Origin of the sequence: Streptomyces sp. NPDC001407 (genome assembly GCF_042895325.1) — a bacterium.
Classification (GTDB): domain Bacteria; phylum Actinomycetota; class Actinomycetes; order Streptomycetales; family Streptomycetaceae; genus Streptomyces.
The window spans coordinates 443451-467735 of record NZ_JBIAWF010000003.1 but is presented as its reverse complement, the minus strand read 5'-3'; the positions used below and the strand labels follow the sequence as shown (position 1 = coordinate 467735).

General features: G+C 69.2%; 18 protein-coding genes and 1 pseudogene. 7 read left to right on the top strand and 12 right to left on the bottom strand.

Features of this window, described 5'->3' with window-relative positions; genetic code table 11:
- Positions 1-259: pseudogene (locus ACFY1P_RS07405) on the top strand (IS5/IS1182 family transposase); the annotation flags it as partial.
- Between the two features lie 77 nt (positions 260-336).
- Here ACFY1P_RS07405 and ACFY1P_RS07400 read toward each other — a convergent pair.
- The 10 genes from ACFY1P_RS07400 to ACFY1P_RS07355 form a co-directional block, all read right to left on the bottom strand.
- Positions 337-1728 carry a cytochrome P450 gene (locus tag ACFY1P_RS07400; RefSeq protein ID WP_390750017.1) on the bottom strand — a complete coding sequence of 464 codons (1392 nt, stop codon included), beginning with the start codon at positions 1726-1728 and terminating at the stop codon, positions 337-339.
- Between the two features lie 164 nt (positions 1729-1892).
- Positions 1893-2900 carry a terpene synthase family protein gene (locus tag ACFY1P_RS07395; protein ID WP_390750016.1) on the bottom strand — a complete coding sequence of 336 codons (1008 nt, stop codon included), beginning with the start codon at positions 2898-2900 and terminating at the stop codon, positions 1893-1895.
- Between the two features lie 38 nt (positions 2901-2938).
- Positions 2939-4573 (bottom strand): prenyltransferase, encoded by a 1635-nt coding sequence (locus ACFY1P_RS07390; RefSeq protein ID WP_390750015.1) that lies wholly within the window; start codon positions 4571-4573, stop codon positions 2939-2941.
- A gap of 62 nt (positions 4574-4635) precedes the next feature.
- On the bottom strand, positions 4636-5736 hold the full coding sequence (locus ACFY1P_RS07385) for a Rieske 2Fe-2S domain-containing protein (RefSeq protein WP_390750014.1): 1101 nt from the start codon (positions 5734-5736) through the stop codon (positions 4636-4638).
- A gap of 488 nt (positions 5737-6224) precedes the next feature.
- On the bottom strand, positions 6225-7310 hold the full coding sequence (locus ACFY1P_RS07380) for a polyprenyl synthetase family protein (protein WP_390750013.1): 1086 nt from the start codon (positions 7308-7310) through the stop codon (positions 6225-6227).
- The gene (gene ispG / locus ACFY1P_RS07375) at positions 7307-8446 is read right to left on the bottom strand and encodes a flavodoxin-dependent (E)-4-hydroxy-3-methylbut-2-enyl-diphosphate synthase (protein ID WP_390750012.1); all 1140 of its coding nucleotides are present in this window, start codon (positions 8444-8446) and stop codon (positions 7307-7309) included. The genes ACFY1P_RS07380 and ispG overlap by 4 nt, the downstream gene beginning before the upstream one ends.
- Before the next feature lie 2 nt (positions 8447-8448).
- Positions 8449-9738, bottom strand: coding sequence for a 1-deoxy-D-xylulose-5-phosphate reductoisomerase (gene dxr, locus ACFY1P_RS07370; protein WP_390750011.1), 1290 nt, complete (start codon positions 9736-9738; stop codon positions 8449-8451).
- A 242-nt stretch (positions 9739-9980) separates the two neighbouring features.
- Positions 9981-11930, bottom strand: a complete 1950-nt coding sequence (dxs, locus tag ACFY1P_RS07365) for a 1-deoxy-D-xylulose-5-phosphate synthase (RefSeq protein ID WP_390750010.1) — start codon at positions 11928-11930, stop codon at positions 9981-9983.
- A gap of 119 nt (positions 11931-12049) precedes the next feature.
- The gene (gene ispH, locus ACFY1P_RS07360; protein ID WP_390750009.1) at positions 12050-13294 is read right to left on the bottom strand and encodes a 4-hydroxy-3-methylbut-2-enyl diphosphate reductase; all 1245 of its coding nucleotides are present in this window, start codon (positions 13292-13294) and stop codon (positions 12050-12052) included.
- 1041 nt (positions 13295-14335) lie between these two features.
- Complete coding sequence (locus ACFY1P_RS07355) at positions 14336-14665, bottom strand: hypothetical protein (protein WP_390750008.1); 330 nt, start codon at positions 14663-14665, stop codon at positions 14336-14338.
- A 370-nt stretch (positions 14666-15035) separates the two neighbouring features.
- Here ACFY1P_RS07355 and ACFY1P_RS07350 point away from each other — a divergent pair, with 370 nt between their 5' ends.
- Together ACFY1P_RS07350 and ACFY1P_RS07345 are read left to right on the top strand one after the other, a co-directional pair.
- Positions 15036-16274, top strand: coding sequence for an IS256 family transposase (locus ACFY1P_RS07350; RefSeq protein ID WP_390750007.1), 1239 nt, complete (start codon positions 15036-15038; stop codon positions 16272-16274).
- A 163-nt stretch (positions 16275-16437) separates the two neighbouring features.
- The gene (locus ACFY1P_RS07345) at positions 16438-16743 is read left to right on the top strand and encodes a cytochrome P450 (protein WP_390750031.1); all 306 of its coding nucleotides are present in this window, start codon (positions 16438-16440) and stop codon (positions 16741-16743) included.
- 857 nt (positions 16744-17600) lie between these two features.
- Here ACFY1P_RS07345 and ACFY1P_RS07340 read toward each other — a convergent pair.
- Positions 17601-18392: a tyrosine-type recombinase/integrase gene (locus tag ACFY1P_RS07340; RefSeq protein ID WP_390750006.1), complete on the bottom strand. Its 792-nt coding sequence runs from the start codon at positions 18390-18392 to the stop codon at positions 17601-17603.
- 426 nt (positions 18393-18818) lie between these two features.
- Here ACFY1P_RS07340 and ACFY1P_RS07335 point away from each other — a divergent pair, with 426 nt between their 5' ends.
- From ACFY1P_RS07335 to ACFY1P_RS07325, 3 genes are all read left to right on the top strand, one after another.
- Positions 18819-19064 carry a hypothetical protein gene (locus tag ACFY1P_RS07335; RefSeq protein WP_361525780.1) on the top strand — a complete coding sequence of 82 codons (246 nt, stop codon included), beginning with the start codon at positions 18819-18821 and terminating at the stop codon, positions 19062-19064.
- A 389-nt stretch (positions 19065-19453) separates the two neighbouring features.
- Positions 19454-19759 carry a hypothetical protein gene (locus ACFY1P_RS07330; protein WP_361525692.1) on the top strand — a complete coding sequence of 102 codons (306 nt, stop codon included), beginning with the start codon at positions 19454-19456 and terminating at the stop codon, positions 19757-19759.
- Positions 19760-19764: 5 nt separating this feature from the next.
- The gene (locus tag ACFY1P_RS07325) at positions 19765-21030 is read left to right on the top strand and encodes a hypothetical protein (protein ID WP_390750005.1); all 1266 of its coding nucleotides are present in this window, start codon (positions 19765-19767) and stop codon (positions 21028-21030) included.
- 217 nt (positions 21031-21247) lie between these two features.
- Here ACFY1P_RS07325 and ACFY1P_RS07320 read toward each other — a convergent pair whose 3' ends face one another.
- A complete protein-coding gene (locus ACFY1P_RS07320; protein ID WP_390750004.1) occupies positions 21248-22948 on the bottom strand; it encodes an ABC-F family ATP-binding cassette domain-containing protein in 1701 nt (566 codons plus the stop codon).
- Between the two features lie 316 nt (positions 22949-23264).
- On the opposite strand from ACFY1P_RS07320, the gene ACFY1P_RS07315 reads away from it, so the two are divergent.
- Positions 23265-24233, top strand: coding sequence for an NADP-dependent oxidoreductase (locus tag ACFY1P_RS07315; protein ID WP_390750003.1), 969 nt, complete (start codon positions 23265-23267; stop codon positions 24231-24233).
- Positions 24234-24285 lie beyond the last annotated feature (52 nt).

Genomic DNA, 24285 nt, shown 5'->3' with positions numbered 1-24285 from the left:
TCGAACTCCACGACGCCCTCGTCTCCCTGGCCTGCGGCCTCATCTGCTGGAGACGCCTCAACAACCGCAAACCATGATCCTGTTACGAGCTCTTATGCTCCACCGCCGCCGGGCCCGCGACTACGAGACCCTGCCCGCCCGTTCCGAAGCCATGATCCACCTCGCCATGACCGACCTCATGGCCCGCCGCCTCACCGGCGAAGCCACCATCTCCTGGCGCGACCCCACAAAGGCATATCAACCACAGATTCCGGGATAAAACACCGGGAGAAAACGACCTCTTAACCCTCGATGGGACTGGTCGCGCTTCCGCGGAAGCGGCGAGGCGCGGGCCCGTCACTGCCGCTGTTCCCTGTTCACCCGGCTTCCCATGCTGGTCGTTGTTCGGGCGATTGCGCGCATCCGGAGCCCGCGGGGCTTCAGCATGGGGCCGCTGAAGACGGGGCGGACGCGCTGGTCGGGAAGGGGCTGCAGGTGCCAGCGGGCGGCGATGGTGGCCAGGGCGAGCGTGTTGGCGTTGGTGCCGAACCGGTCCCCGATGCACTTGCGGGGCCCGTCGCCGAAGGCGAGGAACGCTTCGCGCCGGGGTGGATGGGGGTGGCCGGGTGCCCATCGGTCGGGGTCGAAGCGGTCGGGGTCGGGATACAGGTCGGCCTGGCGATGGAGGAGATAGGGGCTGCAGCCGATGTGAGTCCCGGCGGGGACCAGGTATCGGCCCAGGCGGGTGTCGGCTGTGCACGTGCGGGTGAAAATCGCGAAGGGAGGCCACAGGCGCAAGGTCTCGGTCAGGACGCGGCCGGTCAGCTCCAGGCGGGGCAGGTCGGCATGAGTGGCCGGGCGGCCGTCGAGAACGCTGTCGACCTCGGCGTGCAGCCGTGTCTCGATCTCGGGGTGCTGTCCCAGATGGTGCAGCGCCCATGCCAGGACGGATCCGGACGTCTCCGACCCTCCGGCGAAGAAGTTGACGATCTGGTCGATGATCTCGGAATCGATCAGGCGCTCTTCGGCGGGCCCGAAGTCGGGGTCGCGAGCCGTCAGGAGCATCGACAGCAGATCACCGTGGTCGGTTCCGGCGGCCCGGCGTTCGGTGATGATGTGGTGGAGGACGCGGCGCAGGCGGGCCCGCGCCTCGTGGAAGCGGCGGTTGCCACGGGTGGGCAGCCGGTCCAGCAGAGGCGGCATCAGCAACCGTACGGACAGGCCACGGACAATGGTGTTGAGGGCGTCGAGGGCGTCAGCGAGATCATCAGGTGCCGCCGTGGTCGAGAACAGGGTGTCCATCGTGATCTGCGCCGAGAGCCCCTCCATGACGGCGAGCACATCGAGGATCTGGCCGTCCTTCCAGGATCCCGTGACCTCGGCGACCCGGGCGGTGGCGACCTGGGCATAGCCGGGGAGCCGCATGGGGTGGAAGGCGGGCTGGAGCAGACGCCGCTGACGGCGGTGCTCACTGTGCGCACAGATACCCAGACCGTTGCCGCCGAACTCCCGGCCCCGGTCGAAGACCGGTCCGCCCTTGTCGAAGGTCCGGCCGTCGCGCAGGACATGGCCGGCGAGGTCCAAGTCGCAGAGCACGAGCGCCTGTACCGGGCCGAGGTGGACCCGTACGAGGTCTCCTCGCTCGGGCAGGCGGGTGAGGGACCCGAAGGGGTCGCGGAGCAGCGGCACGAGGTGGCCCAGCAGCGGCAGCCCGCCGGCCGCTGTGGGGATCTGACTGGGGTTCTTCACTTGGGCTCCCGGTGGCTGGTCCTGTCGGCCGTCTCGTCAGGTGGTGCGGGTGAGTTCACGTCGGTTGAGGTGTCTGTGTGCGCATCACCAACGATCCGTACGTCTACGGAACTTGATCAAGCCCTGAGCGGCTGGACGGATCCTCGCAGAGTGCCTCTTCGCGGTCATGTCTCGTGTGTGATGCCGTTGATGTGGGGGTCGATGGTGTGGAGCACCAGATAGTTCGCCATCATGGTTTCGAGTTGGTGCATATACCGGGCGAGGTGATCATCGACGATTACGCCCAACTGCGGCAGGCGTTTCTTGACGTCCAGGTAGGTGGTCATTTCTTTGTGCATCAGGTCGACCGCCGCGTCTTGGGCTGTGTGCCAGCCGCAGCCCAGCTCACGTTGCAGGACCATCACCAGTCCCACGGAAACCACGTTCGCCTGGAGTTCAACGTTCGCACCGAACACGTCGTTGAGCCAGGCGCACCAACAGGCGGTGGCTTGCCGGAGTCGCCTTACGGCTGGATGTTCCAGGACTGGTGACGGCACCTGGAGGCCGTAGAGGGGCAGCAGCATTTCGTTGATGGATTCCAGTGCGGAGGAGTCGATTCGATAGGGAATGAACACCTCGAGAGGCGGAGCGGATTTTAGCCTCGCGAGGTCCAGATCCCACAGTTGGGACTGGAGGTACCTCCACATGAATGAGTTCATCCGCCTTCTGTCCCACTGGGGGTCGAGGTCGATGAACGCCTGGAGCCAGTGGTAGCAGAATTTGGTCATGGGAGAGTCGGCGGCCGTAAGGGGAGCTCCCTGCAGGATCTGACGCGCCCTGCCGAGAAAAGCCAGCAGTGTTTCACGGGCGCTGGTGAAGCTCTCGGCGTCGCCGCGCTCGTAGAGTCCTTCGGCCCAGTCATCGATGGTGTCGAGGAAGGACAGATGCATGAGTCCGGCGCGCAGCGCGGGAGGGGAGGTTCCCAGGAACAGGCTGGCGCCGTGGGTTGCCAGCGGAAGCGCCGGTCCACGGGCGGCGAGATCACACAGAAAGGGATCGCCGGTGCTGTTGAAGACATCGAAGATTGCGCGCTCAGCCGCCTTGCCATGAGGGTGCGGGCCGGTGGTGAAATCCTCGGGGAACGGGCAGTACACCTCGGGCAGTGGCAACGGCGTGTAGTCGGTGCTGTTCAAGTGCCGTCTCCTTGGTGTGTTTTCTTCGGAGTCGCCTGTCACTGCCAGGCAGACAACTGGTTGGCTTGCGGAGCCGCCGGCTGTGACTGTGCCAGGTGGAGGGCGGCCACAGCCGGGGCCATAGCGAGAGCCTGGTGGGAGTAGAGGTCTTTGCCTGTCCACAGTGGGGCGTTATCGGGCTTGTGCAGCGCTTGCCGCAGGTAGCGGCTTCCGCGTGCGACAGCGCTTTGCACCTGCTTGTCGATGCGGTGGCGGGTCAGCGACAGTGTGAGCATGGCGTAGGCGGTTTCCTCGATGGTTCCTTGCCATCGGCCCCAGGAACCCTCACTCCGCTGGGTGGCCAGCACCCAGTCGACTGCCTTGTGCACTGCCGTCGCCGCGTTGCCGGTGCCGTAGCGGTCCAGGGCCAGTGCGCAGCAAACGGTGGGATAGTAGGGGGAGGCGTGCCATTTGTCGTCCCAGTTCCCCTTCTCGCGCTGTTGGCCGCATACCCAGTCCGAGATCTTCTTGGCCGCGCGGCGGTAGCGGGTGGTGTCGTTTGGATGACCGTGGGCCAAGTACTGGCCGAGTGCTTCGAGTTGGTGGGCGTTGGCGCTGGGTGCGGGGGTACGTTCTCCGGGCCAGGTGCAGAAGTGGTCGTCCATCTCATAGGTGAACAGACATGCCGGGTCATGACGGATGCCGAGCTCGGCCAGAGTGACCAGGGCGATGGCGGTGGTATCGCCGTCCACGGGCAGGCCGGCGCCGCCTGCGGTGCCGGTGGGGCCGATAGCGATCTCGATGCTGGACAGCAACTCCGCGGAGACGGTGGGCCGCAGACCCGCACGGGCCAGGAAGCCGAGCACCGCCACGCGTTCGAACTGTGCGATCGGGATCGGCGCCGGGGCGAGGCCCTCGTAACGTATGGCGACGGTGTTCAGATATCTCACGGCCGCGTTGTGCGGGTCCTTGGGCTTGTCCTTGCCCAGCCAGGCCGCAGTGGCTGCTGGTGAGGCGCCGACGGTCCCCGGCGGCACGGGACGGATCCCGCGTGCCTGGTGGGCGTAAGTGCCGGACGCCTCCAGGGAGTAGAGCGCCTTGTCCGGCACCGACTCGCCGGCGGCCAGACGGGATCGCAGCAGATCCAGCAGTTGCGGGCCGAGACCGTCAGGCGGTCTCAGCCGGGCATGGCCCGCCCCTATCCCCGCCAGTGGTGTACCCCGCAGGTCGTCCAAGTGCTGGTTGATCGCAGTGACCAGGTAGGGGACGACCAGTTCGATGGCGTGGGTGTCCGGGGGATCCAGGCCGCATGGGCTGCCCAGCCACGCGAACAGCAGCCGCAACGCCCGGTCGGTAACCTGAGTGAGACGTGCATGGTCGACCTGCCTCGGAAGGCCCTTGGTCTGGGCCCGCCGAAGGGTGGCCAGCAGGGCTTCAGCGGCACTGAGTGTGGGGACCAGCGCGAACTCTTTTGGTACCGCCCCTCCCCAACCTCCGTCCGCTCTCCGGCTTTCCAGCAAATGGTTGATCCGTTCTGTATGCCCGTTCAGCCAGGGAGCCAGGGTAACCAGCCGGGCTGTCTCGTACACGGAGGGGGAGGGGTTTCCCCACGGCTCACAGCTCAGTTCGCAAACCAGTTTCTCGGCCATCCCGACGAACTCTCCAGAAGCGTCCTTCGGAGTCAGAGTGGTCATGCGTTCCCCTCTTTCCCATGTACTCGCCGACAAGCCGATGGAGTCGCCCCCTGATCCGCTGTTCAGCCTTCTGGATCATTGCCGCGTTCAGAACCGGGGCTGGTCCTGTCCAGGGTGCAGCTGGGTGATTCCGGCAGGAACTTGGCCGACCAGTTCCGGTAGCGCATGATCGGTCCGTCGCCTGGGGCGAGGCGGGGGTGGGGGAGGTACTTCTTGCTGGCCCATACCGGGATGTCGCTGCCGGTGTTCCCCTCGACGATCTGGCTGAAGATGACCCACATCGCCACACGGGACAAGAGCCGTGCCAGGGGCGGCAGGAGCGGTCGGCTGATCCGGTCGGGCAGCCACGCGGGGGCCGGGCTGCGGATGCTGAGGCCGACGTAGATGCGTGTCTGCCACGGTTCCTGGGGAGTGGGGTGGCCGAGGAGCTGCACATCCATGCCCATCGGGCCGGTGATGTGAGTGACCGAGTAGCCGAGGCCGTAGGTGGTGACGTCGTACCTGAAGGTCTTCTGGGCTTTGACCATGGGGAGCCGTACACGGATCTGAAGGGGGACGTGAAACGCTTCTCCCATGTCTTTCGGGTCCTCCAGCAGACGTACGGAGGTGATGGTACTGCGGTGGAGCACGGCCACGTGGCCGATGTCGGCACTGTTCTCGAAGATCTCCTGAGGGTGTCCGATGCAGTCGATGTAGCGGTGGTAGGGGCGGGGGTGGAGACCGGGTAGTTCGGGGATATCCCACTGCGGCGACAGGTTGTCGTGGTGGCGCCAGACGAGGATGGCGCCGTTGCGTTCGCATACGGGCACCGGCTGGATACTCATGCGCGGGACGGTGCGGCTGTCGTACCCGCGTGTGCAGACGCCGTCACCGTTGAACCTGAAGCCGTGGAAGGCGCAGGCGATGTCCTCACCGCGGACCTGTCCGAGCCCCAGGTGGGCACCCAGGTGCGGGCAGTACGGTCGGGTGGCGTGGATCGTTCCCTTGTCAGTGCGGTAGACCACGATGTCCTCGCCCGCCAAGCGCCTGGTCATGACCTCGCCAGGGGCGAGTTCGTCGCTGAAGCCGAGGCAGAACCAGCCGTCGGGGTACGGAAGCGGGGCGTCAGTGGTGTACCCGGCGGCCGGGCCGGTGCGGGATCGATCTTTCCTGGACCTGGGCACGATCTTCACTTCTTCCTTGTCGGTTCTGATGGAGGCGGATCCGGGCCGGCTGATTCTCGGCAGCCGTCATGGGGTGGAGGCCGACCGTCATCCACGCTGCGTAAGATCTCCTCGATTAGTTCGGGAATCGAGGCTCTGCTCGTGGCCATCGCTGACAAGTCGGCCGGCGCCTGGGCTTGTGGAGTGACAATCAGTGTGAGTGTCTGTGCTGTTGGCTCGTGAGCAGCGATAGTCAGGGGAAATCCGGGAAACTGCCTCATCCGGAGTAAGGTGCGAGCTGCCCACGCCCTCCCTCAGTGATCGGCTGATGAGGTCAGACTTCGGCCGAGTGCGCGGCCGTGCCACTGTCTCTCGTGCGAATGTTCCGAACTCCCGGAGGATTGCGTTCAGACAGGGCCTTCCTGCTGCGGTCGTTGCGCTCCCCACGTCCGCGCGGCAGTCGTGGGGAGCGGCGAGCAGGGTCTGGCGGCGGGCTGGGGTGGGGGTGTTCATGCGGTCCTCGCGGTGGCTGCGTCGGCGATCTGGCGGAGCGCCACTGTGGTGGCGGCTGGGAAAGGGGCTCGGGCCAGTGCGGTCAGCGCCTGCTGGTACCGACTGTGGATCATGTGCTCGATTTCGGCGTGGGCACCGGTGCCGTCGAGGATGTCGCGGATACAGGCGGCGCCGTCCTCGTCCAGGTTCGGCATGCCGATCAGTGTGCGGAGGGTCTTGTCCTGGCGGGCGTCCGCGCGTTGGAAAGCCAGGGCGATCAGTACGGTGTGCTTGCCGTCCCGCAGGTCGTCCAGGTGTGGCTTGCCGGTCTGCTCGGGAGTGCCGAACACTCCCAGGAGGTCGTCACGGAGTTGGAACGCCTCGCCGAGCGGGAGGGCGAACGCGGTACAGGCTTCAAGGACAGCGGGGCCGGCGCCGGCGAGGGCGGCACCGATGTGCAGGGGGCGCTCAATGGTGTATTTGGCGGTCTTGTAGCGAATGGCCCGCATCGGAGCCTCGACGTCGCCGGTGAGCTGCCGGGTACTGACCAGGTCGAGGTACTGGCCGTACATCACCTCGGTACGCATCGCGTCGACATACGGCCGCACCGCAAGCAGTGACTCAGGAGGCATGCGTGTGAAGAGGAGTTCATCGGACCAGACCAGCGCCAGATCACCGACCAGCAGCGCCGCACTGGCGCCGAAACGCTGGGCGGCGGCACGGCTGCGGTCCTCGCTGTGGTGGGCGGCGAGGGAGCGGTGGACCGTAGGCTGTCCACGGCGGGTGTCGGAGCGGTCCATGAGGTCGTCGTGGATGAGGCAGAAGGCGTGGAACATCTCCAGTGCAGCTGCGGCCTGGACGAGCAATGCGGTGTCGCCGCGGTCCGTGTGCGCGTACCCGCCGCACACACACAGCAGGGGACGCAGGCGTTTGCCGCCGGAGAACAGGAAGTCCCGCAGGGTCTGGGTGATTTCGGGTGCCAGCCGGTGGGCGTCCGTCGTGTGTGCCTTGCGGTCCAGGAAGCTGCCCAGGCAGGCATCGACGGCATGGCGGAAGGCGTCCAAGTCCAGTTCCGGTGCGGCAGTTGAGGCTGTGGTGGTCATCGTCGCTCCACCCCCTCCGCCTGTGCTGGATCTTCCTCGGCCAGGCGAAGCGCCTCCTCGATGAGCCGGTCGACGATCCGGGCTTCGGGCACGGTGGCCACGACCTTGCCCTTGACGAAGATCTGCCCTTTGCCGTTGCCGGAGGAGACGCCGAGGTCGGCTTCGCGGGATTCACCGGGTCCGTTGACCACACAGCCCATCACCGCGATGCGCAGCGGGTGAGGAAAGCCGTCGAAGGCGGCTTCGACCCGGGCGGCGAGGCGGTGGATGTCGACCTGGAGGCGGCCGCAGCCGGGACACGAGACGATCTCCAGCTTCCGCGGCCGCAACCCTAGGGACTGCAGGATGTGGCAGCCCGCCTTGACCTGCTCGACGGGCGGCGCGGAGAGGGAGACACGGATGGTGTCGCCGATGCCTTCGGCGAGCAGGATGCCGAAGGCGACCGCCGATTTGATGGAGCCCTGGAAGGCCGGTCCGGCCTCGGTGACGCCCAGGTGGAGCGGGTAGTCGCAGCGTTCGGCCAGCAGCCGGTTGGCGGTGATCATGACGAGGGGGTCGTGGTGCTTGACTGCGATCTTGATGTCGGTGAAACCGTGCTCCTCGAACAGCGAGCACTCCCACAGCGCCGACTCGACCAGGGCTTCCGGAGTGGCCTGGCCGTGCTTGGCCAGCAGGCGCGGATCCAGCGAGCCGGCGTTCACCCCGATCCGGATCGGCACCCCCGCCGCCAAGGCGGCCCGGGCGATCTCGCCCACCTTGTCGTCGAGTTTCTTGATGTTGCCCGGGTTCACCCGCACTGCCGCGCAGCCGGCGTCGATCGCGGCGAAGACGTAGCGGGGCTGGAAGTGGATGTCGGCGATCACCGGGATCGGCGACCTGGCGGCGATGCGGGGCAGGGCCTCGGCGTCATCCTGGGTGGGGACGGCGACGCGGATGATGTCGCATCCGGCGGCAGTGACTTCGGCGATCTGCCGGAGCGTGGCGTCGATGTCGGCGGTGAGGGTGGTGGTCATGGTCTGGACGGAGACCGGGGCGCCGTCGCCGACGGGGACATCGCCGACATGGATTCGCCGGGTGCGACGGCGCACCGGAGCGGTGGGGGGCGGGGTGGGGAGGCCGAGGTCGATGGCGGGCATCTTCAGGCCCCCTTCCTGGTGCGGTGTTCAAGGCTCGGGGCAGGGCGGTGGCCGGGGACCGGGTTGGTATGGAGGTGTTCTCGGGTGTGGTGGCGTGCCCAGGCGTCGGCCGCGTTGACGGCTTCGAGCGTGAGGTCACCGTCGGGTACGGGGATGTGGTGGCCGAGGACGTGCTCGATGGCTTGGGTGATGGCGGGGAAAGGGATAGCGCCGGCGAGGAAGGCGGTGACGGCTTCCTCGTTGGCGGCGTTGTAGGCGGCCGGGGCCGTGCCACCGAGGCGGCCTGCGTGGCGGGCCAGGGCGATGGCGGGGAACCGGTCCGTATCCACCGGCTCGAACGTCCAGGTGTGAGACCCCGTCCAGTCGCACGGTGTGATCACACGGGGTGGGGGGCGCTGCGGCCAGGCGAGGGCTGCCGCGATAGGCAGGCGCATGTCGGGGGGCGCCGCCTGGGCGAGCGTGGAGCCGTCGCTGTACTCAGCCATCGAGTGCACCATGGACTGGGGGTGGATGACGGCGGTGATGCGGTCATGGCCCAGGCCGAACAGCACATGGGCTTCGATGAGTTCCAGGCCCTTGTTGACGAGGGTGGCGGAGTTGACGGTGACGAGCGGGCCCATGTTCCAGGTCGGGTGTGTCAGGGCCTGGGCCGGGGTGACCGTGGCGAGCTGTGCTCGGGTGTGGGTGCGGAAGGGGCCGCCGCTGCAGGTCAGGATGAGGCGCTGGATGCCGGGGACGGGGCAGGCGTAGGCCCAGCCCGGCAGGCACTGCATGATGGCGCTGTGCTCGGAGTCCACCGGCACGATCTGCCCGGGCCCCGCCGCCCGGGCGATCAGCGGGCCCCCGGCGACAAGGGACTCCTTGTTCGCCAGGGCCACCAGGCTCCCGGCTTCCAGTGCGGCGAGGGTGGCCGGCAGGCCCGCTGCGCCGGGCAGCGCGTTGAGCACGACGTCGCACGGCCAGCCTGCCGTCGCCAGCAGCCCCTCGGCCCCCGGGAGGACCACCGGCAAGGGGAGGCGGGGTGTGCCTTCCGCCCACGCCAGGGTGGTGAAAGCATCGGTGAAGCTGCTGACTGCGGACGGGTCGGCGACGGCCACCATCCGGGCGCCGGTCCGCAGCGCCTGACGGGCCAGCAGCCCAGGGTGGGTTCCCCCCGCGGCCAGGGCCACGGCACGGAACCGGTCCGGGTGCGTGGTGATGACGTCGATTGCCTGGGAGCCGACCGAGCCCGTCGACCCCAGGACCACGACCGACCGCACCTCACTGTTCCCGTCCAGGACACGGGAGGCCACCGGCTGGGAAGCGCCGTGCTGGCGCGCATGCCCCCGCACCCGCTCCGACATCACGGACCCAGGCGCAGCGGTAAGGGATGCGTACGTGCTCTGTGCATCATCCCCCGTGGGGCCGGAGGGCCCGGGGTGCAGTGGGGTGGTGGTGTTTACTGCGTCAGTAACAGCGGCGGGTGCAGGGGGGCGGTGAGCCGGTGGCCGGGTGGAGCGGGTGGGGGTGCGGAGGAAGGCGGGCCAGGTGAACATCACTGCCCCCCTTCGAGGTCGGGGCGGTTGGCGCGGGCACGCAGGACGGAGTAGGCGATCCCCTGGGCAGTGAGCCCGGCGGCGGCCAGGATGTCGGTGCGGGTGCCGTGTGCGAGGAACCGTCCCGGCAGGCCGAGGACGCGTACCGGCGTACGGGAGCCCGTATCGGCTATCGCGCGAGCTGCGGCGGTACCCACGCCGCCGGCGCGGGTGTTGTCCTCCACCGTCACTACCAGCCGGTGTGCGACAGCGAGCTCGGCGAGTTCGGGAGGGACGGGCAGGACCCAGCGGGGGTCTGCCACTGTGACACCGATCCCTTGCCCTTCCAGGTAGCGGGCGGCGTCCACCGCCGGCCCGGCCAATGGACCGACCGCGACCAGCAGGACGTCCCGGGTCCGGGACCGGTGCAGAACATCAAGGTGGCCCTCTCGTTTCAGGGCCGGGATATCGCCGGTGACAACGGCTTTGGGAAAACGCAGCGCGGTCGGGCCGGTGGTGTGGGTGACGGCTTCGGCCAGGAGCTCGCGCAGGCGGGCGGCGTCGCGGGGGACGCCGACCCGCATGCCGGGGACCGTGCCCAGGAGGGTCAGGTCCCACATCCCGTGGTGGGAGGGCCCGTCAGGGCCGGTGACCCCGGCCCGGTCCAGGACGAAAGTGACCGGCAGCCGGTGCAGGGCGACGTCCATGAGGACCTGGTCGAAGGCCCGGCCCAGGAACGTGGCGTAGATGGCGACGACGGGGTGGAGGCCGCCCAGGGCCAGGCCGGCGGCGGAGGTGACCGCGTGCTGCTCGGCGATGCCGACATCGAAGAACCGGTGCGGGAACCGTTCGGCGAACCGGGCCAGCCCGGTCGGGCCCGGCATCGCCGCTGTGATCGCAACGATTTCCTGGTGCCGCTCCCCCAGCTCACACAGTTCACCGGCGAACACACTCGTCCACGACGGAGTCCTGCCCGCTGTGCTGGGGCGGCCTGTCGCGGGATCGAGGATGCCGACGGCGTGCATGCAGTCCGCCGTATCCGCCTCGGCCGGGGCGTAACCGCGGCCCTTGACCGTCACCGCGTGCACCACCACCGGGCGGTGGAGGTCCCGGGCCATGGTCAGGGCTTCTTCGAGGGAGGGCAGGTGGTGGCCGTCGACGGGGCCGAGGTAGGCGAAACCGAGGAGGTGGAAGAGGTTGCGGGCCACTGGCAGCGGACCCGGCAGCATGGCGTCCTTCACGTCGGCGCCGAGCCGTGCGCTGCCGGACCCGTCGTGGTCGTCACGGGTGTCCGGATCTCCGTGGCTTCCGGCACCCCGGCCGGTGCCGGTGGTCCTTGCGTGAGTACGCTTCTCGGCTTTGAGCAGCCAGTCCAGGCTGTCGGGTCCGCTATCGCGCAGGTGCTGAAGATGGTCGGCGAGGGCGCCGACGGTAGGGGCGTAGGAGCGTGTGTTGTCGTTCAGGACAATCACGACGGGCCGGCCGGGGGCTCCGCCGAGGTTGTTGAGGGCTTCCCAGCACATGCCGCCGGTGAGCGCCCCGTCGCCGATCACGGCGACCACCGCCCGGTCTCTCTCACCGGCGAGGTGGCGGGCCTTGGCCAGGCCGTCGGCATACGACAGGACGGTCGAGGCATGGGAGTTCTCGATCACGTCATGCTCGGACTCCGCCCGGGAGAGATAACCGGAGGGGCCGCCCGCCTGGCGCAGCCGGTCGAAACCTTCGGCACGGCCGGTGAGGAGCTTATGGACGTACCCCTGGTGGCCGATGTCGAACAGCACCGTGTCGCGGGGTGAGTCGAAGACCCGGTGCAGGGCTATGGACAGCTCCACCACACCGAGGTTCGGCCCCAGGTGCCCGCCCGTCGCGCACACGGTGCCGATCAAGAACGCGCGGATCTCCCCCGCCAGCGCTGACAGGCCTCCCTGCGTGAGACTGCGCAGGCCTTCCGGGGCGGTGAGGGCGGACAAGGAGGGGAAGTACGCGGGCGGAACACCGGGGCCGGTGACCGGCGCAGCCCGGTCGGCTGGTGCCGGGGATACGGTGAGGGGCTTGGGTTCCGTATGAGGCGGGCGGGTGGGACGTGTGCTCATCGGGCCCTCACCGCCGCCGGCAGCCCGAAGGTGACCGTCTCGGTCGTCGTGGTGTGCTCGGTGACCGTCACCGGTCCGAGGCCTCCGAACGCGGCGACCACGCCGTCGACCAAGCTCTGCGGGGCGGAAGCCCCGGCGGTCAGTCCGACCGTGTCCGCGGCCTGGATCCACTCCGGGCGGATGTCCCCGGCGTCATCGATCAGGTATGCCGGGGTGCCGCCCCGCCGGGCCAGTCCGGCCAGCCGCACCGAGTTCGAGGAGTTCGCCGACCCCACCACCAGCACCACATCGCTCCGGTCGGCCACTGCCTTCAGGGCATGCTGGCGGTTGGTCGTCGCATAGCAGATATCGTCCGACCCCGGCCCCCGCACACCGGGAAAACGGCTCTCCAGAGCCGTGATCACCTCAGCTGTCTCATCAAGGGCCAGGGTGGTCTGGGTCAGGTACGACACCCGCGCCGACGCCGGCACTTCCAGGCGGGCAACATCCTCTGACGTCTCGACCAGGACCGTGGCGCCAGGAGCCTCACCGAGGGTGCCCTCGACCTCCTCATGCCCCGCATGCCCGATCAGGACCACGGTGTCACCGCGGGCAGCGAACCGGCGCGCCTCCGCATGCACCTTCGTCACCAGCGGACACGTCGCATCCACCACCTCCAGACCACGGTCCGCGGCCTCTTGCCGTACCGCCGGGGACACGCCGTGCGCGGAGAACACCACCAGGGAGCCGTCCGGGACCTCGTCCAGCTCCTGGACGAACACCGCACCACGCTCCTCCAGATCCCGGACAACATGGGTGTTGTGGACGATCTGCTTGCGCACAAACACCGGCCCCCCGCCGGCGTGCCGCTTCAGCAGGGCCTCGACCACCTCAATGGCCCGCTCCACTCCAGCACACAACGACCGCGGAGAGGCCAGCAGCAGCCGGCGCGGACGCACCGCCCACGCCCAGTCATCCAGCACTGCCTGGACCGGCCCGCCTGCCCTGAGCAGCCCGGCGGATGCCATCGCGCCCGCCGCCAGCACCACCGCAGCGCCGCCGGCAGCAGTCCTGCCAGGTGGTACCGGCTGGTCAGATACCGTCACCAGCCGGAAGTCGCTGGGGGTTCCCGCCGGCAAGAGCTGCACCGGGCCCGTGCGGACCCGGAAGCCGCGACCGGCCAGCCCGCCCGCACCCGCCAGCAACGGCGCAGCAGGACACGGCACCACCGTCCCGTCAGGGCGCCGGATCTCGGTGGCCACCCACACCTCCCCCGGGACCGGAACAGGCCCAAACCCCGCAACAGGAGCTGAAGGAAAAGTGGAGTACGTCATAACGGCCCGGCTTTCACCACACTGCGGTCGCAGGCGGTACAGGGATAGAGACGGCCACCGGGAGGCTCCGATGACCGGTGCCCCCGCCACACCAAGCCCAGCTGAGGAATGAGGAATACTGCCGACATGCGCGTGGCGGGATTCTGACGAAGGAGGCCGCGCCGGGGAAAAGCACGCGGATCTCCGCGGAACGCTCCACCAGCACGGTGAACACCTAAGGACGGAAACAGGTCACCGCCCTCCACTTCATAGTTGAGCCCTGCGTCAAGGGTGAGGAAGGCGCATACCGCCAGCGCTCAATAGACGTATAAACACTGCCACCGCACCACCGCGCACCCGAACACGCCGGTCGGTACACCGGCATGCGCTCCGGGACCCGCCACGAGGACAAGGCATCAACGCCCGGTCAGGGGGCTGGTACCCACCCGTCGTCGAGGTTCAGGGCGGCACCGAGAAGAGACCAGAGAGGCATCTCAGGGGCTTACGACCTCGTGCTGGTTGTGATTGGGGTGTCATGACCGTGATATGGCGTTCTGGTCATCATGACCGTCGGGGGCCGATGGCGGTCGGTGTCAAGTCGGCGGTTTGCTTGCGGTCAAGATCGCGGCGACGGCCTGGATGGTTTCTTAGTGGGCGTAAAGGGAAGGTTCCTGACGCTATACACCCCTTTGCGGGCAGCGCCTTTTGGGGCGATTTACCTCGGATGTATCTGCTCGCGCCCACCGGCGCGTCGACCCAGTTACCCGTTTGGTTCGCACATGGGGCTCAGATTCCGTCTGGCTTAGGAATAGGGCGGAAGGCCCCTACTTGCAGGGAGTTTCCAGGCAACTCAGGCCATGTGCATTAGTGATGAATAATCGCAAACCACACTGAAACGGTCAGCGCGAATCAACATCAAATGCCCACTTAGAGTCCCGAGGGGCGCCGGTTGGGTCGGCGCCCTTCGGTCACTACTGCGCGAGTGCTGGGTCAGCGTTGCGCGGGTCCCGTCCCCTGGTCACTGCTCCCGGAGCAGATGCCCAGGACGGTTACCCAAATGTTGTTGTCGGGGGTGGTGCCACTGGCCACGATCCCCGCGGGGTAGCAGTTGTGCGGGAGCTTGTAGTCCGCGTTCGCCCGGGCGCCGTCCAGAGAGCTGCTGACCCCGGTGACGTAGACGTAGTAGGTGGACGAGTCCGCCGTCACCACTCCCCGGTCTGGCGCGGTAGTGGCGGCCGACGCCGGGGCGGCCAGCGCCACTCCGGCCAACAGAGTCGCCGCGACCGCGGCGAGTCCGGCTGTCGCAAGCTTTCCGTTCACGGAATCCCCCAAATCAACTTTCCTAAGGTGCACCGTAGTTACGCCGCGCGCAAGGAATCTAGGGCAACCTCGCGCGCCGCAACGGTGGTTGCATCATGTGCAAACACGTTTCATAACTGCCGTCCCAGAGCGGGTGGAAGTCCCGCCCGTCCGGGTGGAGCTCCGCCCTCTCGGCGCCCTCCTCCTCGTCCTGACGCAGGACCAGCCCGGATCGTGTCCCTCGTCGTGGTGTTCGGGATCAACGGGCGGGAGTGCGCGGGCGTCTGTGCGGGCGCACTCCCATGGGTGGGTACCGCTCCCTGAGCATAGGGCGCGGGCCACCGCGTAACTCTCCTTGGTGAACTGCCAGTTCAACCACGAGGAATGCGCGATGGCCCTGTCTCAGTCTGAGCTGATACGGCTGCTTGAGTCACTACGTTCGACCGATGGAATCGAGCTCATCCGCGCCATCGCCGAGAGGATGGTGCAGGAGCTGATCGAGGCCGAGGCGACCGCGCAGATCGGGACGGAGTGGAACGAGCACACGCCGACGCGGGCGAACATCCGCAACGGACACCGCGAGAAGGTACTCACCACGCTCGCCGGCGACCTGGACCTGGAGATCCCCAAGGTCCGCACCGGCAGCTTCTTCCCGTCGCTGCTGGAGCGACGCCGCCGGATCGACCAGGCCCTCTACGCCGTGATCATGGAGGCATATGTGCACGGCGTCTCCACTCGCAGCGTCGATGACCTGGTCAAAGCCCTCGGCGGTGACAGCGGCATCTCCAAGTCCGAGGTCTCGCGGATCTGCGCGGCCTTGGATGAGCCGCTGACCGCGTTCCGTACCCGCCCGCTGGGTCATGCCCGTTTCCCCTACGTGTACTTGGACGCGAGGTACTGCAAGGCGCGGGTGAACCACCAGATCGTCTCGCGGGCCGTGGTGGTCGCCACCGGCATCACCGAGGACGGCAACCGCGAGGTCCTCGGGCTGATGGTCGGCGACAGCGAGAGCGAGATGTTCTGGAAGGAGTTCCTGCGCTCCCTGCGAGAACGTGGCCTGTCCGGCGTCCGCCTGGTCGTCACCGACCAGCACCTGGGCCTGGTCGCCGCGGTCCGCAAGGTCATGCTCGGCGCCGCCTGGCAAAGGTGCAGGGTTCACTTCCTGCGCAATGCCTTCAATGTGATCGACCGGGACTCCGGCGAGCTGGTCGCCGCGACGATCCGCACGATCTTCACGCAGCCCACCGCCGAACTCGTGCGCACCCAGCTCGACACCGTCGCCGACATGCTCGGCCAGAAGTTTCCCAAGGTCAAAGCCATGCTCCTGGAGGCGCAAGAGGATCTGACCGCGTTCGCCGACTTCCCGCCCAGGGGTTGGAAGAAGATCCAATCGACGAATCCGCTGGAACGGATCAACCGGGAGATCAAGCGCCGGACCGACGTCGTCCAGGTCTTCCCCAACGACGACGCCCTGCTGCGACTGGTCACCGCCGTGCTCTTCGAGATGCACGACGAATGGATCGCCTTCCCCCGCCGCTACCTCCCCGAAGGCAGCATGGACGAGCTCTACCCCGAACTCCCCGAGAGCGCCCCCGCACTACCAAACACCCCGAACACGACGTCCCGTTGATCCGGAACACCACGACGAGGGACACGATCCCAGCCCGAACAGCGCGCCGTCGAAGCGGGTGGCGAACGGCGCGCTCGCGATGTCCTGGTAGTGCCGCTCCGCAGGGCATCCAGTCACCTGCCGGGCACCGCGTGGGCGGCAGCCACCACTCGAAGGCCACACGATCCGCGCCGGCGACGGCATCGTCGTCTCCCTCTCCCTCTCCCTCTCCCTCGCCAACCGCGACCCCGCCTCCTACGCCGCACCCCGCGCCTTGGGCCCGCGGCAGGCGTCTCCCCGCCACCTGGCATTCGGAACCGGCCCCCACCAGTGCCTCGGCCAGCACCTCGCCCGTACCGAACTGGACATCGCCTTCCGCTCCCTGCTCACCTGCTTTCCCCACCTGCACCTCGACAGCAATGTCGCTGCAAACAGCTTCCAGCCCGGCACCGTCTTGCAGCGCATGACCGAGCTGCTGGTGCGCTGGTAGTCCCGTTTCCAGTTCTGGGGCGCCCCGCAAGGCCATGACCGTGGCGGGCGGGACTTCTGACATCGGCGCTGATTGCTGATGGCCGGCTGCGGGTCGGGAGAGGGCAGGCATGGTGGATCCGCCAAGGCCCTGTGAACCGCAGGATCGTGATCGGAGGCCGCGAGCCTCTCGATCTCGGCTGCGCCTTGCGGGCCGACACCGCTGGCTCGGCGGACACTCCCGGGGCCTCGCCTGACGACGGATACCCGGAATCCGAGTGCCGACCAGTGAGTCAGTCAGGCTGAAAGCCAATAACAGGCCCCATGCGCTGCGCCAACTCACGGACAAAAAGCAGCCGACAGCCGGGGGAGGGGCGGCTCGGCGAGGGTACGAGATCCTCGCTGACCGTGGAGGCCGTCGTCTGATGCCAGCGTTCGACGGTTTGTCTCGGGTGGCGTTACGCTGGCTTTGTGGCCAGCTGACAATCCCTGAACTGAGGGAGGCGGCCGAGGTGGTGGAGATCCTGGGGACCACTTGGGGACCACACGTCACGCACGTAACTGGACAACCGGAACGTTACCGAATGAACTGTCGCAGCGATTTGCCCTGGTTGTCGAGGATATGACGGCCTCGCACTTGACTGGGGGTCAAGGGGTCGTGGGTTCAAATCCCGCCGTCCCGACACGTGAAAACGCCCTCTGATCTGGGAGAAACCCCAGGTCAGGGGGCGTTTGTCGTTCTCTGGGTTCGGCGTTCACCTGATGCGGCGTCAGGCGCCCGGGGACCGCTTGGGGGCCACGCTTCGGAAGAAACCCCTGATCAGGCCCTGTTTCGCTGGGGGCTAAGATCATGAGCGCTTTGGGGTGTTTGTGTGGTTCTCACAATGCCTGGAGAGGGGCGGCCAGCGGTCGGGACGGTGCCGGAGCGCCCCGCAGGTGGCCGCTGAGGGACCTGCCGGCGGCGACCAGGGCCCGGAGATCGGGGTGGAGATAGCGCTGGGTGGTCTGCAGCGATCCGTCACCGGCGATGATGCGCAGGACGTGCAGGGGGACGCCGGCGTCGGCCATCCAGGTCAGGCCGGTGTGCCGCAGGCCGTGGCGTCGCAGGTGCTCGTAGCCGAGCTCGGCGACGACCTCGTCCCAGTGGGTGGCGTCCCGCAGGACGGCGGTGGTGATGCGTCCGCCGCGCGGCCCGGTGAACAGGCGGGCGTCGGGTCTGTGGCCGACGGCCAGGAGGCGCTGGGCGACCAGGGGGGGTACTTCCTCGATGAGCGGGATGCGCCGGGCCATCTTGCCCTTGGTGCCCTTGTCGATCAGGCCGCCCGGCCCAGGGGTGGTCTGTCTTCGTACGGTCCAGATCCAGTTCACCGGATCGATGTCGCGCGCCCTGACGCCGGAGACCTCGCCGATCCGGGCCGCAGTGCAGGCGGCGAAGGTCACCACGCTGCCCCAGCCCAGGTATTGGCCGTGGGACCGCCGGACCAGGGCGTCGGCGAGGGAGACGAGGGTGTCCCAGTCGGACAGCGCCAGGGAGCGCGGGTCGTCGAGCTCGTCCTCGGCCTTCTTGTACTCGGCCTGCCAGCCGTTGACCCGTGCCGGGTTGACGGTGATGATGCCGTCGCGCTTGGCCTGCTCCATCACCCGGACCAGCACGGCCAGGCTGTTCTTCACCGAGGAGCGGCCCACCCCGTCGGCGATCCAGCCGTAGACGCTGCGGTCGACGGCGCCGTTGCTGATCAGCGTCGCGGGGATGTGGCCAAGGCTCGGTACGACGGGCAGTCGCCACCCGGCGAATGCGGGACGGATTTCTCGGCATGTTGCCGGGCCTCGAAGCGGAGGCGGCGGGACTGCGCGAGGCCGACCGGCTGCCCGAGCTGGTCGACGTCCTACGCAGGATCGGCATCCGCGCGGCCGTGCGCAAAGGCGACCGCCCCTACCTGTTCAAGGAGCGGTTCACGCCATACTTCGACGAGGGTGTGACGCTCGCCCGCCGCGTTGCCCTGAGCGAGGCAGGACAACTGGCCGCAGGCTCCGCACTGCGGCGTACTCGGCCAGCCTCTTGTTTCCTAATAACAGGCCCCATGCACCCCTCTCCCGGTGAAGAGCAGAACAAGCGCAGCAGCGGGAGGGGCTGGACCCGGGCGACCGGTCAAGTCGGACGGCACGTTCCCCGACCCTCTGTACATCCTGGACGACTTCGGGGTCGACCAGGGCTGGACGGGCAAGAAGCACCCCCGCTTCCTCGCCGACATCACCGGCGACGGACGCGCCGACATCGTCGGCTTCGGCGGACCGGGCGTGTACGTGGCCCGAAACCTCTACCGCCACTTCAGGACCCGATAACCCCCGGAAGGCGTCCACGCCGTGTGCTCCCGTGCCGGTGACGTGATCGGCAACACGAGTGCGTCGTGCCCGTGTTCTTCGACCGCAGCTCTTTCGACGTCCGCCCTGTGCAGGGCTCGGGGTCGAGGGACTGGCGCGTGGAAGAGGGCATGCGGGTCCGGTTCGAGACGGTGCAGCGCCCCAAGGGGCTGCTGTGGTTGGGCAGGGCGAAGCCCCCGCCACCGAGGGGTGGGGCGTGAACCGGCGCGTAGTGGTGCGGGCTTGCTCTGCCCATGGATTGCTTCGCATCCGCTTGCGGGTGTCGTCGGGTATCGCCGGCGGTGGACGGGGCAGCTGTGGAAGGGAGTTCCGTGACGGTCGGGCACGGTTCGAGAAGGGGGAGTGTGAGGATGGAGAACAAGGGCGGGACAGGCGGGCGCCGGGTGCGCCGGCGGGTGGTGTTCGTGGCTGCGGCGGTGGGCGTGGCGGTTCTGGCACCGGTTCAGGCGCATGCCCTCGGGGCTGCCCCGGCCGCCGTCCACGGCAGCAGTGCGAGCACGGTTGTCGGCAGCGGGATGCTCGGCGGGAACGACGGCCAGTTGCCGGACGTGCAGCGCAACCCGGGCGGCAACAGCGGCGCCACGTGCCTGGTGTGCGGCACCATCGGCGGGGTGGAGGGCATCATCGGCCTCGGCAACGGCCAGCCGGCCTGCTGACGGAGATGCCCGGCGAAGCGGCAGCGCGGGATGCCGCCGTCCGCGAGTACCTGGCCATGACCGGATGTGCGGTGCCGGCCGTCCGTCGGCTCGTGCGGGACCAGCCGCGATGCGGTCTGGCCCGAGCGGTCGCCGCGCTGGTGCAGAGCGGGGACTGGGACGACGGGCGGCTCCGCGCCGAGATGGTCACCGCGCACCGGGACGCCCACGGCTCGGGTGCGCGGGACCGTTCGCTGATCCACGCCGTGCACCTGTACACCCACCGGCAGTACCGGGCTGCCGCCGACCACCTCGTGGTGCATTTCGCGCAGTTCCCGGCGGACGAGATCGCCGGCAGCATGCTGGGCGCCTTCGCTCTGGCCGGACCGGTGGAATACCGTGAGTACGGAGAGCAGCTGACCGAGCAGCAGTACGCCCTGGCCGGGCCCGAGTCCTGGGCATGGGCCTCCTGGCTGGCCGCCGCCCGGGCCGAGCAGGGCCGCACCGACGAGGCCTGGAACCTCGCCCAGCACGCGCTCCGGCTCAACCCCCGCAGCGGCCCTGCCGCTCACGCCCGCGCTCACGCCGAACACGACCAGGGCGCCGGCCCGGCCGCCACTGTTTTCATCGATTCCTGGCTGCAGGGCGACCCGCGCGCCCTGCAACGCCCGCATCTGCAATGGCACGCCGCTCTCCAGGCGATCGCGTCCGGAGACTTCGCCGACGCCCGCCGCCGCGCCGATTCCGAGCTCCGCGACGGTGACGTCGGCATGCGCGCTGCCACCAACTGGCGCCTGTTGCTGGCCGGGCAGGTCCCCGCCCGTGGCACGGAACGCGAGCAGGTGCTCCGGCTGCTGGCCGAGCCCGGTGGCTGGGCGGAGGTCTTCCACACCTTCCAACTCGCCCTCGCCCTGGCCGTCATCGCCGACAGCGACGCCCTGACCGCCCTCGCCCGCAGGGCCGCGGCCGACCCCCGGCACGACTACGCCGGCGTCCTGGCCCCCGTCGCCGAAGCCCTGGCCCACCTCACCGCGGGCCTGCCCGGCAATGCCGTCGATCTGCTCACCGCCCTGGGCCACCGCACCGAACGTCTCGGCGGCGTACGCGTGGAACGCGAGATCGTCCACGACACCCTTGCCCGCGCCCTCGTCGACGCCGGCTGCCCCGACCGCGCGGCCCATCTCCTGCACCACCGCACCACCACCCGCCGCCACCACACCTACGAAGACCTCCTCCTCATCCCACGTCCACGCTCCGCCCCCATGTCCCCTGCGGACGCCCCGACCACCTGACCGACCGGGAGGCGAGAGGCGCCTCAAGGCCAAAGCCCCGAGGTGCCTCAAGAGAGATCCGCTGCCGCACCTGGCGGCCGCGACAGCGGATCGCAGTCATGCCTCGTCCGGTGCCCGGCTCTGACCGCTCGCCCAGCGGCGTCGCGTAGAGCAGGCCGAGCACCCGTGTAGTCCAGGCAGTGCTACGGCTCCGGTCCTTCCGGAATCGGTCGTGCTTTCACCCGCCTGACGAGCGGGGCGCGCCGGACCGGACGCGACGTGCCGGAGGTCCGTCCACCTCCAGACGTGGCCAGTGTGCGCAGTCCCGCAGCAACTGCCGGTCGTGCGTGGCGATGACGACGGCGGCGCTCGTGTCGCGTATCGCGTCGGTGAGCTCGTCGACCAGCGCCGACGACAGGTGATTGGTCGGCTCGTCGAGCAGGATCAGCCCGGGCCGCCCGGCCAGCGCCAGCGCCAGGTCGAGGCGCCGTCGCTGCCCCTGTGACATCCGCCCGGCCGGCGTGTGCATCGCGTCGGAGTCGAGCAGGCCGAGCGCCCCGAGCGGGACGGCGTCGGCGTCGCGGAGCAACCCGTGGGCGACCAGCCGGCCGACGTGGCGGGCGTAGACCTCGTGGACCGTGAGTGAGGGGTCCTGCGCCGCGGTCTCCTGGGTGACCCGGACAACCCGTGCCCCCTTCGCCGTTCGCACCTGCCCGTGCGTGGGCTCGAGCGCACCGGCCAGCACCGCGAGCAGCGTGGACTTCCCGGCGCCGTTCGGTCCGGTGACCAGGAGCCGGTCGCCACCGTCGAGGGCGAGGTCGACCGGCCCGGCCAGTCGCCCGTCGACGGCGATGCCGTACGCCCGCAGCTGCGGCGCCCCCGGCCGGATGCCCAGGTCCGGCCACCGCAACGCCCGCGGCGGCTCCGGCACGTCGATCCGGTGCGCCTGAAGGGCGTCCTGCTGCCGGTTCAGGGCCTGCACGACGCCCGGTGCGCGGGACTGGCGCTGGTGCTTGCCGGTCCCCTTCTCCGGGCGCCAGCCGGTGGAGAGCCGCTCGCGGGCCTTCGAGACCGCTTCCCGCAGCCGCCGGTGCTCGGCCTGCTGCTCCTCGTGATCCTGCTCCCAGCGCTCACGCTCGCGACGCCGGGCGTCCTGCCAGGCGTCATAACCGCCGGCGTACAGGCGAGGCCTCCCGTCGCGGGTCGGGTCGAGGTCGAGGAAGTGGTCCGCGACGTCGCGCAGCAGTGCCCGGTCGTGGCTGACGACGGCGATTCCGCCGTCGTGCTCACGCAGCCTGCGGGTCAGGAAGTCCAGTCCGCCGGCGTCGAGGTGGTTGGTCGGCTCGTCGAGCAGCAGGACGTCGTGCCGCGCACCGAGCAGGCAGGCCAGCCGGACCCGGTAGCGCTGCCCGACCGACAGCGTCGAGAGCGGACGGTCGCGGTCGGTGCAGGCGCCGAGGGCCGCCAGGGCGACGTCGACGCGGCGTTCGGCGTCCCAGGCGTCGAGCCGGGTGGCGGCCTCGAGTGCGGCGGCGTAGCGGTCGTCGGCACAGGGATCGCCCTCGGCCATGGCGACTGTCGCCTCGTCCAGCGCGGCGAGGGCCGTGAGCGAGGCGGCCAGCGCCTCGGACGTCAGGGTACCGACGGTCTCGCCGTCCCGTGCGGACAGCTCCTGGCGGGCCAGGCCGATCGTGCCGGCCCGGTGCACGGTGCCCTCGTCGGGCGTGAGCAGTCCGGCGAGGACGTGGAGCAGCGTCGTCTTGCCGCGGCCGTTCTCGCCGACGACGGCGAGACGCGACCGGGCGGAGACGGTGACCGAGACGTCGTCCAGGACACGCCGGGACCCGCGGGTGAGGGTGATGCGCTCGGCGCGGACGTGTGCGCTGCCGCCCGCCTCGACGGGCAGGGACATGGCTTCGGGGGTGGGGTTGAGGTTCAACGGATGCTCCGCAGCTCGCAGTGGAGCCGGGCAACACGAAATGGCCGCCCGGCGGGAACCGGAACGGCGAGCGCAGATTCAGCTTCAACAGAAAGGAGAAGGCGCCGCCGTCAGCGGGCCGAACGAACCTTCTGCGACCAGATACCTCGTGCCATGACCGCAGGTTAACAGCGGCAGCGTCTCCGTTCACCTGGATTACGGCCGGTCATGCGCGGCCCACTCCGGCCGCCCGACGGGCGAGGACCCGACACGTGCCACCGTCGTACGGCAACGGCCCACCCACGCCGGAGCAGCCCGTGGTTTGAGGAGATGACGCATGTCTGCGGACACGATGCGCGCGGTCGTCCAGGACACCTTCGGCGGCCCGGAGGTGCTGCGGGTCCAGCAGGTGCCGCGGCCTGTTCCGCTGCTCACCGAGGTGCTGGTGCGGGTGCACGCCGCAGGGATCAACCCGGTGGACTGGAAGACCCGCGGCGGCACCGGAATGGCCGGCCGGCTGGGGGAGCTGCCGTTCACCCTGGGCTGGGACGTGTCGGGCGTGGTGGAGGAGGTCGGCTTCGGGGTGACCACGCTGGAGGCCGGCGACGAGGTGTACGGCATGCCGTGGTTCCCGCGCGCCGCGAACGCCTACGCCGAGTACGTGACCGCCCCGGCCCGTCAGTGGGCCCGCAGGCACGCCACCGTCGATCACGTGCACGCCGCCGCCGTGCCGCTGGCGGCGCTGACCGCCTGGCAGGCCGTGGTCGACACCGCCGATGTGCAGGTCGGCCAGCGTGTCCTGATCACCGCCGCCGCCGGCGGGGTCGGCCACTTCGCGGTCCAGTTCGCCCGGCATCTGGGCGCCCACGTGATCGCAACCGCCGGCGCCGCCCGCCACACCTGGCTCAAGGAGCTCGGCGCCGACGAGACCATCGACTACACCACCACCCGCTTCGAGGACGCCGCCCAGGACGCCGACGTCGTCATCGACCTGGTGGGCGACGCCCACGACCGGACCAGCACCCGCTCGCTGAAGGCCCTGCGCCCCGGCGGCCTGTTGGTCGCGATCCCGGCCGGCGTCTCCCCGGAGCTGGCCCACGCCGCCGAGGCGGCCGGGGTGCGGGTCACCCCGTTCCTGGTCGAGCCGGACGGTCCCGCGCTGACCACGATCGCCGGGCTGATCGACGCCGGCCATGTCGCCGTCGAGGTGGAGGAGGCCTTCCCGCTCGAACAGGCCGGCGCGGCCCACGCCCGCGGCGAGGCGGGCCGCACCCGCGGCAAGCTCGTCCTGACCGTCACCGACTGACCACCCTCGCACGGAGTCTGGAGCAGCACCGTGTACGACGAGATCCGCCGCT